Consider the following 13,336-nt stretch of genomic DNA (forward strand, 5'->3'; position numbering starts at 1 on the left):
GCGGTTACTCCTGTGACCGGGATTCCGGCGGTGCCGGTGACCTGGAGGGTCGCCGTCCCGCCCTGACCCACCTTCGCCTTCGGCACGCCCAGTCCGCTACGGGTGTCCATGAGCCGCGTGGGCGTGATCGGCTTGTACGTACCCAGGCCGGAGAGCGGAGGCGGTGTCACCGTCAGCGTGCCGCGCGCGTACTCGCTGCCCAGCGTGACGACGCTGATGTTCCAGTTGCCGGCAGGAGCCGTGCGCAGGTCCACGGTCGCCTTCAGCGTCCGCGCGTCGTCGGAGACCGACACGGTCGTGGCCGTCAGCGGCGCCGGGCCGCCGGTCAGCCGGACGGTGGTGCCCATGCCCAGCGCAGTGCCCTGCACGGTGAGGGTGGCGACCGTACCGCTCTGCGCAGTGCCCGGCGTGACCGTACCGACGGACACCTCCTCGGAACCGCAGGGCGCGTTGGTGCAGACGAGATTCGCGCGGTAGGCCGAATGGTCGGACCAGTTCGTCAGGGAGAGGACGAACAGGCCCTGGTCGGCGCCCTGGCAGTCGTACGACCACGAGGACGAGCCGCCCGTGCAGAGGTCGCGCCCCGCGCTGTTGTAGAGCGTGGGCTGCGGGCCGGGCGAGCCATCCGTGGCGGTGGAAGTTACGTCGGCCCTGAACTGGTCGCCCGAGACGCTCGGCAGGACGGCGCACACGCCGGTGTGCTGCTCGTTGAGCGTGCCGGTCAGCGGGCCGTACCCGTACGCGACCGATCCGACCCGGGTGCACTCGGGGGCGGGTCCGGCGGCCGTGGCGATCCGCCAGGCGTCGAGGCGGTAGCCGGCGGGCAGGTAGTAGTTCTCCGGGACCTGGGTGACCACCTGGTAGCCGGTGGAGCCCGTGGGGGTGCACGTCGAGGTCTGCTGGTGGCAGGAGATGCCGCCGTTGTTGTCCATGACCAGCACGTGCGTGCCGTCGTGTACGTCCCGCGGGTTGATGTGCAGCCGGTCGGTGGCGGCGTCCGTGGTGATCCGGTGGCACCGCAGGGTGCCGATCCGGCCGGACTTTCCGGTGATGGCCGGGGCGCCGATCGCCGTCGCGGCGGACACGGTGCAGCCCCGGGCGCTGGCGGTGACGTCCCAGCGGTCCAGGGTGTGGGTGCGCGGGGCGTCCTGGCCCTGCACGAGCACGGTGTAAGCCTTGCCGGCAGTGAAGAAGCAGCTGGTGAGGCCGTCCGTCCGGATCTGCTGGCCGGGGGCAGGGTGGCTGTAGCAGGAGGGCGGCCCGTTGCCGTCGGTGTCGACGATGCTGATCGCGGAGCGCGGGAACAGGTCCGTGTCGTCCGGGAAGCCGTAGCGGATGCGCAGGAGCTCGGAGGTGGAGTGCGCGTCGGCCGGGATGCTCAGGCAGTGCGAGAAGACACCGTCGCCGGTCTCCAGCCGCACGGCCGCAGCGTCGTAGTCGAAGCTCCCGGCGGGCAGGACCTGACAGCCGTTCTGGGCCACGTCCGTACGGACGAAGTGGACGCCGTACGCCCCGGTCGCGGTGGTGTCCTCGGCGTGCACGAGTGCACGGAACGGCGCCGTTCCGGTGAGGGCGCAGCCACCCCGGGCGAGAACGGCGGCGGTGCACTGTGCGGCGCCGTTCTTGTCGACCACCTCGACCTGGACGGTCACGCCCGCGCCGCCGAGCGAGGTGAGGGCGGCGATCCGGGCGCCCTGCGGGCTCGGCAGCTCCAGGCAGTGCGTCTGCCCGGCGGCGGTGAACTCTCCTGCGTACCGCCCCTCAGCGACGGCGACGCAGTCCTGAGCGGCGGGCGCGGCATGAGCGGTGCTCACCGGCAGGAGAAGCGAGGCGAGGACGGCCAGCAGGCTCGTCAACGCGGTGGAAACCGGACGTCTGACGGACGCCAATGGCGTTGGCATGAACCCCCCAGGGTGATGTGCGACGAGTGATCGTCGCACACGCCTTCGATGTGGCGGTGCGGAGGTCGGTGTTGCCGGGGGTGAGGGTGGTGTCGGTGGGCGTGCGGGTGGTGTGGAGGAGTCGCACGGGTTCGTTTCAAGCCATGTGGAAGGGGTGGCCAGTGGAGTTGCCCCTGCGTAGATTACCGGCGGTAACTCCCGAGTCGAGCCGAGGAGAGCGCCGTGGAAACCGTGGGACCCGAGCCGAGGCTGGTACCGCCCGTACTGACCGTCGTCGACGGGGTGGTGCGGGAGGCGGCGGTACCCGCGCTGGTCGGGGTGCCGGAAAGCGGGTCGCTTGGGGACATCCCGTTCCAGAACGCCCGCGAGGCCCCCGGCGAGGTGGTGCTCGCCCGCAAGGAGCGCGACGGGAGCTGGCGCGACGTCACCGCCGCCGAGTTCGGGGCCGAGGTCATGGCCGTCGCCAAGGGCCTGATCGCCGAGGGGCTGCGCGAGGGGGACCGGTTGGCGATCATGGCCAGGACCACCTACGAGTGGACCCTGCTGGACTTCGCGGGCTGGGCCGCCGGGCTGGTCACCGTGCCGATCTACCCGACGTCGTCCGCACTCCAGGCCCGCTGGATCATCCAGGATTCCGGCGCCGTGGCCTGCGCCGTCGAGGACACCGCGCAGGCCCGCATCATCAGCGCCGAACGAGCCCACCTGCCCTGGCTGGCGCACCTGTGGGAGTTCGACACCGGCGCGGTGTCGCGCCTGGTCAAGGCCGGCAAGGACCTGCCCGACGCCGTGGTGCACGCGCGCCGGTCCGTCCGTACGCCGGACTCCGTGGCCACCCTCATCTACACGTCCGGCACGACCGGACAGCCCAAGGGCTGCGTGATCACACACGCCAACTTCTTCGCCGAGGCCGACAATGCGGTCGAGCTGCTGCACCCCGTCTTCAAAACCGTCAGCAAGGACCCCGCCTCCACCCTGCTCTTCCTGCCGCTCTCGCACGTCTTCGGGCGGATGGTGGCCGTGGGCTGCATGCGGGCGCGGGTGAAGCTCGGGCACGCGCCGAGCATCCGGACCGAGGACCTGCTGGCCGATCTCGCCGGCTTCCGGCCGACGTTCCTGCTGGCCATCCCGTACGTGCTGGAGAAGGTCTACAACACCGCCCGCGCCACCGCCGAGCGGATGGGCCGGGCCTCGTCCTTCGACCGGGCGGCGCGGATCGCGCAGCGCTACGGGGAGACCGTCGAGGGCCGGACCCCGGGCATGGGCCTGCGGGCGGCGCGGGCGCTGTACGACCCGCTCGTCTACCGGCGGATCCGGGCGGCCCTGGGCGGGCGCGTGCGGTACATCCTGAGCGGGGGCTCACCGCTCGGGCGGCGGCTCGCGGCGTTCTACACCGGCGCCGGGATCGAGGTCTTCGAGGGGTACGGGCTCACGGAGACGACCGGGGCCAGCACCGTGACCCCGCCGCTGAAGCCGAGGCTCGGGACGGTCGGGTGGCCGCTGCCGGGCACGGCCGTGCGGATCGCGGAGGACGGGGAGGTGCTGCTGTGGGGCCGGCACGTGTTCGCGGGGTACTGGAACACGGCTCACGAGCCGCCGCGCGGCGGCTGGCTCGCCACGGGGGACATCGGGGAACTGGACGCCGAGGGGTACCTGACGATCACCGGCCGGAAGAAGGACCTGATCATCACCTCCGGCGGCAAGAACGTGGCCCCGGCCCCGCTGGAGGACTGGCTGCGGGCCCACCCGCTGGTCGGCCAGTGCATGGTCGTCGGCGACAGCCGGCCGTACGTCACGGCGCTGATCACCCTGGAGCCGGAGGGGCTGGCGCACTGGCGGCAGATGCGGAAGAAGACGGACGTGCCGACCAGGGAGCTCGTGAGGGACGAGGAACTGCGGGCGGAGATCCAGCGAGCGGTGGACGAGGCGAACCGGCTGGTGTCGCGGGCGGAGTCGATCCGGCGGTTCACGGTGCTGCCGCGGGAGTTCACCGAGGCCCGGGGCCATCTGACGCCGTCGCTGAAGCTGAAGCGGGGCGTGATCGCGCGGGACTACGAGCGGGAGATCGAGGACCTGTACCGCCGGACCCAGCCGTAGCGGCTGTGTCCATGGCACCGACCGTTGCGAGTACCGCGCGCGCCGCCGGCCCCCCTCGGGCCCGCGCCTGCAACCCGGACCGGCCCGCCGGGGGCGCCGAGGAGCTCTCGCCGGGCTCACCCCCGCCCCGGGCGTCGGCCTCCGTCCGCCCGGCGCCGTCCGGGACGCCCCAGACGCGGAGTGCACGGACCCCGCCGGCAGGTGGTCCCGGCCGGGCGGGGGGACGCCTCAGCGGGCGTACGACCCTAGCCCGACCAGGCAGTACACGTACTCGTTGATGGTGACCCCGCCCCGGCTGTAGCGGTACGAGAACGCGTACTGGGTCTTCGGATTGGCGTTGCAGCGGTTCAGGTCCGACGTCAGCGGGATGCTCTCGATCACCTTGTAGTGCGCGTCGGACGCCGAGCAGGAGACCTCGTCCACGCCGGTGACGCGCTGCGCGGTCGTCGAGTCCGGCAGCGTCCCGTTGAGGCAGGTGCCCCGGTCGAAGGGGCTGGGGGCCGCCTCGGAGGGTGCGGCGACGGGATCGGTCGCACTGCTCGCCGGGGGCAGGGCCGGGGCCGGCGACCAGGAGCTGTACGAGGGCGTGGGCGTGGGCGTGGCGCCGGCCGCGCCCTTGCCGTCGTCCCCGCTGTTCAGCAGGATCGCGCCGATGATCACGGTGGCGACGACCCCGAGCGTCGCCACCAGGCATCCCCGCGAGTTCGACGCGGGCGCCGGCCCTGGGGCGACCCGGATGCGCAGCAGCACCTCGTCCTCGCCGAGTCGGGCCCGCACGAGGTCGCCGTCCCGGGCGGGCGGGATCCTGAGCCGGGCCGTGCCGGTCGGCAGCGGCACGGTCAGGATCACGCCATGGGCGGCCTGCTGAGAGGTGATCGTGATCGGGATCTCCTGAGACTCCACCGGCTTCTCCACGTCGAAGGGGAAATGCCTGACGCATCCTCATGAAGTCTGCCCCGCTGCCCTGTTGGGACGCATCCGTTCCGCCGGGTGCCCGGCCACCCGGTGGAGGCAAAGCCTCCACATCACGGTCAAAGTCTGAGGAACTCTTGAGCCGGAACGGTTTGGTCCGCTGGTTGAGTGACTGCCACAAGCCACCCCCCAACCCGAAAGGGTCAGTCACCCATGTCTGCCATGGCAACAACCCGTCGCCGCACCGCAGTTGTCCTCGCCGGTCTCGCCACCGCCGCACTGCTGGGCACGGGTACCGCCAATGCCTCGATCATCGCGCCGGACGCCCTGCGCATCGCGTCCTACGAGAACAGCCTGAAGAACAGCACCGAGCCGGAGGCCGCGGCCACCCTCAAGCAGTTCGACGCGCTGGCGCACGACAAGAAGGTCAAGTTCCTCGACTACACCGAGGACCCCGAGAACCTCAAGGCCCTGCTCCAGGAGGCCGCCGACGTGCCCGAGGCCGGCACGACCGTGCACAGCCTCGTGAACCTCAAGGGCGGTGACGTCCAGATCGAGGCCGACAGCGACGCCACCTTCAAGCCCGACGACACCGACGCCGCGGCGGTCGCGGCCCGCGGAAAGCTCTCGCGCGGCTGGTGGGACACCACGTACTCCGTGAAGCAGAAGATCTTCGGTGTCACGGTCACCAAGCTGAGCCTGTGGGTGAACTACTACACCGACGGTTCGAAGATCACCAAGGTCGACCACGCGGACTGCGGCAAGCGGAACTACAACGCCGCCGTCTCCATCGGGCACGGCGTCCCGAAGGCGCAGCTGGCCAGCGGCACGGCCATCGGCGAGGTGATCTGGGAGGGCTCGATCATCTACCGCGGCTTCGGCATCGAGATCGACAAGCGGCACCAGGTCAAGGCCGACGCCTACGGGTTCAAGAGCGGCTACCTGAAGAACATCTAGCCGAACAGGTGCAGCCCGGGCGGCCGTCGGCCTCCCGGGCTGCACCGCCAGAGCGTGATCCCGCCGGGGAACGTGGCCCAGGCCCGGGAGCCACGGCCGGTCCGGGCCCGGCCGTCATCAGGACTTCAAGGTGAAACCACCCTTGACGACCTTGTCGTACGGGGCCGGGGCCATGCACCGGGACAGGGTCTTGTCCGCCGCTCCGGAGAGGCCGACGCGGGCGGGGCCGCCGCCCTTGCCGGGGACGTAGAAGCTCATGCCCAGGCGGACGTGGTCCTTCAGCATGTCCTGGAAGGGGTCCGGCGGAAAACCGCCGCCCTGCGGATTGTTGCTGGCGGCGACGATCCGGCCGGTCACCGTCGCGTTGGGGCCGCCCTTGGTCATGCAGTCGACCTCCATGTCGGCCCAGTAGGTCCGGGACCCGCCGTCCGGCTGGGGCATCGTGTGGGAGAGGCGCAGGGTGCCCTCGGACTTCACGGGGAGCCACGGGCCGTCCTTGGTGTAGGTGGCGCGGGCGTCGACGGTGACCTGGATGTCCTCGCCGGCCGTGGGGTAGTCGAGGTGCGCCGAGCCCTTGATGCGGGCGGTGGTCTCCGCCGCCGGCGGCGGGGTCACGGCCGAGGCGGTGGCCGCCGTGCCGGTCAGGGCGGCGGCCAGGGCGAGGACGGCGGCGATCCGAAGGGTCCTGTTGCGCATGGCGGTGATGCTCCGATCGAGGAGAGGCCGGTGCGTGTGCTTCCCCTCGATCCTCGCGAGCGGCGGGGTCCCGTACGTCGCCCGCCGGAGCGATGTGGCCTCCCCCGCGCGGGGGAGGCCACATCGCTCCGGCGGGCGACGTACGGGACCCCGCCGCTCGCGAGGATCGAGGGGAAGCACACGCACCGGCCTCTCCTCGATCGGAGCATCACCGCCATGCGCAACAGGACCCTTCGGATCGCCGCCGTCCTCGCCCTGGCCGCCGCCCTGACCGGCACGGCGGCCACCGCCTCGGCCGTGACCCCGCCGCCGGCGGCGGAGACCACCGCCCGCATCAAGGGCTCGGCGCACCTCGACTACCCCACGGCCGGCGAGGACATCCAGGTCACCGTCGACGCCCGCGCCACCTACACCAAGGACGGCCCGTGGCTCCCCGTGAAGTCCGAGGGCACCCTGCGCCTCTCCCACACGATGCCCCAGCCGGACGGCGGGTCCCGGACCTACTGGGCCGACATGGAGGTCGACTGCATGACCAAGGGCGGCCCCAACGCGACGGTGACCGGCCGGATCGTCGCCGCCAGCAACAATCCGCAGGGCGGCGGTTTTCCGCCGGACCCCTTCCAGGACATGCTGAAGGACCACGTCCGCCTGGGCATGAGCTTCTACGTCCCCGGCAAGGGCGGCGGCCCCGCCCGCGTCGGCCTCTCCGGAGCGGCGGACAAGACCCTGTCCCGGTGCATGGCCCCGGCCCCGTACGACAAGGTCGTCAAGGGTGGTTTCACCTTGAAGTCCTGATGACGGCCGGGCCCGGACCGGCCGTGGCTCCCGGGCCTGGGCCACGTTCCCCGGCGGGATCACGCTCTGGCGGTGCAGCCCGGGAGGCCGACGGCCGCCCGGGCTGCACCTGTTCGGCTAGATGTTCTTCAGGTAGCCGCTCTTGAACCCGTAGGCGTCGGCCTTGACCTGGTGCCGCTTGTCGATCTCGATGCCGAAGCCGCGGTAGATGATCGAGCCCTCCCAGATCACCTCGCCGATGGCCGTGCCGCTGGCCAGCTGCGCCTTCGGGACGCCGTGCCCGATGGAGACGGCGGCGTTGTAGTTCCGCTTGCCGCAGTCCGCGTGGTCGACCTTGGTGATCTTCGAACCGTCGGTGTAGTAGTTCACCCACAGGCTCAGCTTGGTGACCGTGACACCGAAGATCTTCTGCTTCACGGAGTACGTGGTGTCCCACCAGCCGCGCGAGAGCTTTCCGCGGGCCGCGACCGCCGCGGCGTCGGTGTCGTCGGGCTTGAAGGTGGCGTCGCTGTCGGCCTCGATCTGGACGTCACCGCCCTTGAGGTTCACGAGGCTGTGCACGGTCGTGCCGGCCTCGGGCACGTCGGCGGCCTCCTGGAGCAGGGCCTTGAGGTTCTCGGGGTCCTCGGTGTAGTCGAGGAACTTGACCTTCTTGTCGTGCGCCAGCGCGTCGAACTGCTTGAGGGTGGCCGCGGCCTCCGGCTCGGTGCTGTTCTTCAGGCTGTTCTCGTAGGACGCGATGCGCAGGGCGTCCGGCGCGATGATCGAGGCATTGGCGGTACCCGTGCCCAGCAGTGCGGCGGTGGCGAGACCGGCGAGGACAACTGCGGTGCGGCGACGGGTTGTTGCCATGGCAGACATGGGTGACTGACCCTTTCGGGTTGGGGGGTGGCTTGTGGCAGTCACTCAACCAGCGGACCAAACCGTTCCGGCTCAAGAGTTCCTCAGACTTTGACCGTGATGTGGAGGCTTTGCCTCCACCGGGTGGCCGGGCACCCGGCGGAACGGATGCGTCCCAACAGGGCAGCGGGGCAGACTTCATGAGGATGCGTCAGGCATTTCCCCTTCGACGTGGAGAAGCCGGTGGAGTCTCAGGAGATCCCGATCACGATCACCTCTCAGCAGGCCGCCCATGGCGTGATCCTGACCGTGCCGCTGCCGACCGGCACGGCCCGGCTCAGGATCCCGCCCGCCCGGGACGGCGACCTCGTGCGGGCCCGACTCGGCGAGGACGAGGTGCTGCTGCGCATCCGGGTCGCCCCAGGGCCGGCGCCCGCGTCGAACTCGCGGGGATGCCTGGTGGCGACGCTCGGGGTCGTCGCCACCGTGATCATCGGCGCGATCCTGCTGAACAGCGGGGACGACGGCAAGGGCGCGGCCGGCGCCACGCCCACGCCCACGCCCTCGTACAGCTCCTGGTCGCCGGCCCCGGCCCTGCCCCCGGCGAGCAGTGCGACCGATCCCGTCGCCGCACCCTCCGAGGCGGCCCCCAGCCCCTTCGACCGGGGCACCTGCCTCAACGGGACGCTGCCGGACTCGACGACCGCGCAGCGCGTCACCGGCGTGGACGAGGTCTCCTGCTCGGCGTCCGACGCGCACTACAAGGTGATCGAGAGCATCCCGCTGACGTCGGACCTGAACCGCTGCAACGCCAATCCGAAGACCCAGTACGCGTTCTCGTACCGCTACAGCCGGGGCGGGGTCACCATCAACGAGTACGTGTACTGCCTGGTCGGGCTAGGGTCGTACGCCCGCTGAGGCGTCCCCCCGCCCGGCCGGGACCACCTGCCGGCGGGGTCCGTGCACTCCGCGTCTGGGGCGTCCCGGACGGCGCCGGGCGGACGGAGGCCGACGCCCGGGGCGGGGGTGAGCCCGGCGAGAGCTCCTCGGCGCCCCCGGCGGGCCGGTCCGGGTTGCAGGCGCGGGCCCGAGGGGGGCCGGCGGCGCGCGCGGTACTCGCAACGGTCGGTGCCATGGACACAGCCGCTACGGCTGGGTCCGGCGGTACAGGTCCTCGATCTCCCGCTCGTAGTCCCGCGCGATCACGCCCCGCTTCAGCTTCAGCGACGGCGTCAGATGGCCCCGGGCCTCGGTGAACTCCCGCGGCAGCACCGTGAACCGCCGGATCGACTCCGCCCGCGACACCAGCCGGTTCGCCTCGTCCACCGCTCGCTGGATCTCCGCCCGCAGTTCCTCGTCCCTCACGAGCTCCCTGGTCGGCACGTCCGTCTTCTTCCGCATCTGCCGCCAGTGCGCCAGCCCCTCCGGCTCCAGGGTGATCAGCGCCGTGACGTACGGCCGGCTGTCGCCGACGACCATGCACTGGCCGACCAGCGGGTGGGCCCGCAGCCAGTCCTCCAGCGGGGCCGGGGCCACGTTCTTGCCGCCGGAGGTGATGATCAGGTCCTTCTTCCGGCCGGTGATCGTCAGGTACCCCTCGGCGTCCAGTTCCCCGATGTCCCCCGTGGCGAGCCAGCCGCCGCGCGGCGGCTCGTGAGCCGTGTTCCAGTACCCCGCGAACACGTGCCGGCCCCACAGCAGCACCTCCCCGTCCTCCGCGATCCGCACGGCCGTGCCCGGCAGCGGCCACCCGACCGTCCCGAGCCTCGGCTTCAGCGGCGGGGTCACGGTGCTGGCCCCGGTCGTCTCCGTGAGCCCGTACCCCTCGAAGACCTCGATCCCGGCGCCGGTGTAGAACGCCGCGAGCCGCCGCCCGAGCGGTGAGCCCCCGCTCAGGATGTACCGCACGCGCCCGCCCAGGGCCGCCCGGATCCGCCGGTAGACGAGCGGGTCGTACAGCGCCCGCGCCGCCCGCAGGCCCATGCCCGGGGTCCGGCCCTCGACGGTCTCCCCGTAGCGCTGCGCGATCCGCGCCGCCCGGTCGAAGGACGAGGCCCGGCCCATCCGCTCGGCGGTGGCGCGGGCGGTGTTGTAGACCTTCTCCAGCACGTACGGGATGGCCAGCAGGAACGTCGGCCGGAAGCCGGCGAGATCGGCCAGCAGGTCCTCGGTCCGGATGCTCGGCGCGTGCCCGAGCTTCACCCGCGCCCGCATGCAGCCCACGGCCACCATCCGCCCGAAGACGTGCGAGAGCGGCAGGAAGAGCAGGGTGGAGGCGGGGTCCTTGCTGACGGTTTTGAAGACGGGGTGCAGCAGCTCGACCGCATTGTCGGCCTCGGCGAAGAAGTTGGCGTGTGTGATCACGCAGCCCTTGGGCTGTCCGGTCGTGCCGGACGTGTAGATGAGGGTGGCCACGGAGTCCGGCGTACGGACGGACCGGCGCGCGTGCACCACGGCGTCGGGCAGGTCCTTGCCGGCCTTGACCAGGCGCGACACCGCGCCGGTGTCGAACTCCCACAGGTGCGCCAGCCAGGGCAGGTGGGCTCGTTCGGCGCTGATGATGCGGGCCTGCGCGGTGTCCTCGACGGCGCAGGCCACGGCGCCGGAATCCTGGATGATCCAGCGGGCCTGGAGTGCGGACGACGTCGGGTAGATCGGCACGGTGACCAGCCCGGCGGCCCAGCCCGCGAAGTCCAGCAGGGTCCACTCGTAGGTGGTCCTGGCCATGATCGCCAACCGGTCCCCCTCGCGCAGCCCCTCGGCGATCAGGCCCTTGGCGACGGCCATGACCTCGGCCCCGAACTCGGCGGCGGTGACGTCGCGCCAGCTCCCGTCGCGCTCCTTGCGGGCGAGCACCACCTCGCCGGGGGCCTCGCGGGCGTTCTGGAACGGGATGTCCCCAAGCGACCCGCTTTCCGGCACCCCGACCAGCGCGGGTACCGCCGCCTCCCGCACCACCCCGTCGACGACGGTCAGTACGGGCGGTACCAGCCTCGGCTCGGGTCCCACGGTTTCCACGGCGCTCTCCTCGGCTCGACTCGGGAGTTACCGCCGGTAATCTACGCAGGGGCAACTCCACTGGCCACCCCTTCCACATGGCTTGAAACGAACCCGTGCGACTCCTCCACACCACCCGCACGCCCACCGACACCACCCTCACCCCCGGCAACACCGACCTCCGCACCGCCACATCGAAGGCGTGTGCGACGATCACTCGTCGCACATCACCCTGGGGGGTTCATGCCAACGCCATTGGCGTCCGTCAGACGTCCGGTTTCCACCGCGTTGACGAGCCTGCTGGCCGTCCTCGCCTCGCTTCTCCTGCCGGTGAGCACCGCTCATGCCGCGCCCGCCGCTCAGGACTGCGTCGCCGTCGCTGAGGGGCGGTACGCAGGAGAGTTCACCGCCGCCGGGCAGACGCACTGCCTGGAGCTGCCGAGCCCGCAGGGCGCCCGGATCGCCGCCCTCACCTCGCTCGGCGGCGCGGGCGTGACCGTCCAGGTCGAGGTGGTCGACAAGAACGGCGCCGCACAGTGCACCGCCGCCGTTCTCGCCCGGGGTGGCTGCGCCCTCACCGGAACGGCGCCGTTCCGTGCACTCGTGCACGCCGAGGACACCACCGCGACCGGGGCGTACGGCGTCCACTTCGTCCGTACGGACGTGGCCCAGAACGGCTGTCAGGTCCTGCCCGCCGGGAGCTTCGACTACGACGCTGCGGCCGTGCGGCTGGAGACCGGCGACGGTGTCTTCTCGCACTGCCTGAGCATCCCGGCCGACGCGCACTCCACCTCCGAGCTCCTGCGCATCCGCTACGGCTTCCCGGACGACACGGACCTGTTCCCGCGCTCCGCGATCAGCATCGTCGACACCGACGGCAACGGGCCGCCCTCCTGCTACAGCCACCCTGCCCCCGGCCAGCAGATCCGGACGGACGGCCTCACCAGCTGCTTCTTCACTGCCGGCAAGGCTTACACCGTGCTCGTGCAGGGCCAGGACGCCCCGCGCACCCACACCCTGGACCGCTGGGACGTCACCGCCAGCGCCCGGGGCTGCACCGTGTCCGCCGCGACGGCGATCGGCGCCCCGGCCATCACCGGAAAGTCCGGCCGGATCGGCACCCTGCGGTGCCACCGGATCACCACGGACGCCGCCACCGACCGGCTGCACATCAACCCGCGGGACGTACACGACGGCACGCACGTGCTGGTCATGGACAACAACGGCGGCATCTCCTGCCACCAGCAGACCTCGACGTGCACCCCCACGGGCTCCACCGGCTACCAGGTGGTCACCCAGGTCCCGGAGAACTACTACCTGCCCGCCGGCTACCGCCTCGACGCCTGGCGGATCGCCACGGCCGCCGGACCCGCCCCCGAGTGCACCCGGGTCGGATCGGTCGCGTACGGGTACGGCCCGCTGACCGGCACGCTCAACGAGCAGCACACCGGCGTGTGCGCCGTCCTGCCGAGCGTCTCGGGCGACCAGTTCAGGGCCGACGTAACTTCCACCGCCACGGATGGCTCGCCCGGCCCGCAGCCCACGCTCTACAACAGCGCGGGGCGCGACCTCTGCACGGGCGGCTCGTCCTCGTGGTCGTACGACTGCCAGGGCGCCGACCAGGGCCTGTTCGTCCTCTCCCTGACGAACTGGTCCGACCATTCGGCCTACCGCGCGAATCTCGTCTGCACCAACGCGCCCTGCGGTTCCGAGGAGGTGTCCGTCGGTACGGTCACGCCGGGCACTGCGCAGAGCGGTACGGTCGCCACCCTCACCGTGCAGGGCACTGCGCTGGGCATGGGCACCACCGTCCGGCTGACCGGCGGCCCGGCGCCGCTGACGGCCACGACCGTGTCGGTCTCCGACGACGCGCGGACGCTGAAGGCGACCGTGGACCTGCGCACGGCTCCTGCCGGCAACTGGAACATCAGCGTCGTCACGCTGGGCAGCGAGTACGCGCGCGGCACGCTGACGGTGACACCGCCTCCGCTCTCCGGCCTGGGTACGTACAAGCCGATCACGCCCACGCGGCTCATGGACACCCGTAGCGGACTGGGCGTGCCGAAGGCGAAGGTGGGTCAGGGCGGGACGGCGACCCTCCAGGTCACCGGCACCGCCGGAATCCCGGTCACAGGAGTAACCGC

8 protein-coding genes and 2 pseudogenes are annotated in these 13,336 nt (G+C 71.6%); 5 read left to right on the forward strand and 5 right to left on the reverse strand.

All coding sequences use genetic code 11. The features are described 5' to 3' along the window. A pseudogene (locus tag ABTY04_RS38850) lies at window positions 1-1,814 on the reverse strand (hypothetical protein); the annotation flags it as partial. A 309-nt stretch (window positions 1,815-2,123) separates the two neighbouring features. Here ABTY04_RS38850 and ABTY04_RS38845 point away from each other — a divergent pair. Beyond that, complete coding sequence (locus tag ABTY04_RS38845) at window positions 2,124-3,995, forward strand: AMP-dependent synthetase/ligase (RefSeq protein ID WP_502996813.1); 1,872 nt, start codon at window positions 2,124-2,126, stop codon at window positions 3,993-3,995. A 228-nt stretch (window positions 3,996-4,223) separates the two neighbouring features. Here ABTY04_RS38845 and ABTY04_RS38840 read toward each other — a convergent pair whose 3' ends face one another. Further along, window positions 4,224-4,898 carry an LppU/SCO3897 family protein gene (locus ABTY04_RS38840; RefSeq protein ID WP_352218148.1) on the reverse strand — a complete coding sequence of 225 codons (675 nt, stop codon included), beginning with the start codon at window positions 4,896-4,898 and terminating at the stop codon, window positions 4,224-4,226. Between the two features lie 231 nt (window positions 4,899-5,129). On the opposite strand from ABTY04_RS38840, the gene ABTY04_RS38835 reads away from it, so the two are divergent. Next, a complete protein-coding gene (locus ABTY04_RS38835; protein ID WP_352218149.1) occupies window positions 5,130-5,864 on the forward strand; it encodes a hypothetical protein in 735 nt (244 codons plus the stop codon). A gap of 117 nt (window positions 5,865-5,981) precedes the next feature. On the opposite strand, the gene ABTY04_RS38830 is transcribed toward ABTY04_RS38835, so the two are convergent. Beyond that, window positions 5,982-6,560 (reverse strand): hypothetical protein, encoded by a 579-nt coding sequence (locus ABTY04_RS38830; RefSeq protein WP_352218150.1) that lies wholly within the window; start codon window positions 6,558-6,560, stop codon window positions 5,982-5,984. A 216-nt stretch (window positions 6,561-6,776) separates the two neighbouring features. Here ABTY04_RS38830 and ABTY04_RS38825 point away from each other — a divergent pair, with 216 nt between their 5' ends. Continuing rightward, window positions 6,777-7,355 carry a hypothetical protein gene (locus ABTY04_RS38825; RefSeq protein ID WP_352218150.1) on the forward strand — a complete coding sequence of 193 codons (579 nt, stop codon included), beginning with the start codon at window positions 6,777-6,779 and terminating at the stop codon, window positions 7,353-7,355. 117 nt (window positions 7,356-7,472) lie between these two features. Here ABTY04_RS38825 and ABTY04_RS38820 read toward each other — a convergent pair whose 3' ends face one another. Beyond that, window positions 7,473-8,207: a hypothetical protein gene (locus ABTY04_RS38820; protein WP_352218149.1), complete on the reverse strand. Its 735-nt coding sequence runs from the start codon at window positions 8,205-8,207 to the stop codon at window positions 7,473-7,475. A gap of 231 nt (window positions 8,208-8,438) precedes the next feature. Between ABTY04_RS38820 and ABTY04_RS38815 the strand changes: the two genes are divergently transcribed. Further along, entirely contained in the window at window positions 8,439-9,113 is a 675-nt protein-coding gene (locus tag ABTY04_RS38815) for an LppU/SCO3897 family protein (protein ID WP_352218148.1), read from the forward strand. Between the two features lie 228 nt (window positions 9,114-9,341). On the opposite strand, the gene ABTY04_RS38810 is transcribed toward ABTY04_RS38815, so the two are convergent. Then, window positions 9,342-11,213, reverse strand: a complete 1,872-nt coding sequence (locus ABTY04_RS38810; protein ID WP_502996813.1) for an AMP-dependent synthetase/ligase — start codon at window positions 11,211-11,213, stop codon at window positions 9,342-9,344. 309 nt (window positions 11,214-11,522) lie between these two features. On the opposite strand from ABTY04_RS38810, the pseudogene ABTY04_RS38805 reads away from it, so the two are divergent. Further along, a pseudogene (locus tag ABTY04_RS38805) lies at window positions 11,523-13,336 on the forward strand (hypothetical protein); the annotation flags it as partial.

The organism is Streptomyces sp. NPDC097981, assembly GCF_040302565.1.
Lineage (GTDB): Bacteria > Actinomycetota > Actinomycetes > Streptomycetales > Streptomycetaceae > Streptomyces.

Excerpts from the sequence above, each read along its gene's own strand:
- ABTY04_RS38835 (WP_352218149.1), top strand. The coding sequence starts at position 5,130 with ATGGCAACAACCCGTCGCCGCACCGCAGTTGTCCTCGCCGGTCTCGCC.
- ABTY04_RS38830 (WP_352218150.1), bottom strand. The coding sequence starts at position 6,560 with ATGCGCAACAGGACCCTTCGGATCGCCGCCGTCCTCGCCCTGGCCGCC.
- ABTY04_RS38825 (WP_352218150.1), top strand. The coding sequence starts at position 6,777 with ATGCGCAACAGGACCCTTCGGATCGCCGCCGTCCTCGCCCTGGCCGCC.
- ABTY04_RS38820 (WP_352218149.1), bottom strand. The coding sequence starts at position 8,207 with ATGGCAACAACCCGTCGCCGCACCGCAGTTGTCCTCGCCGGTCTCGCC.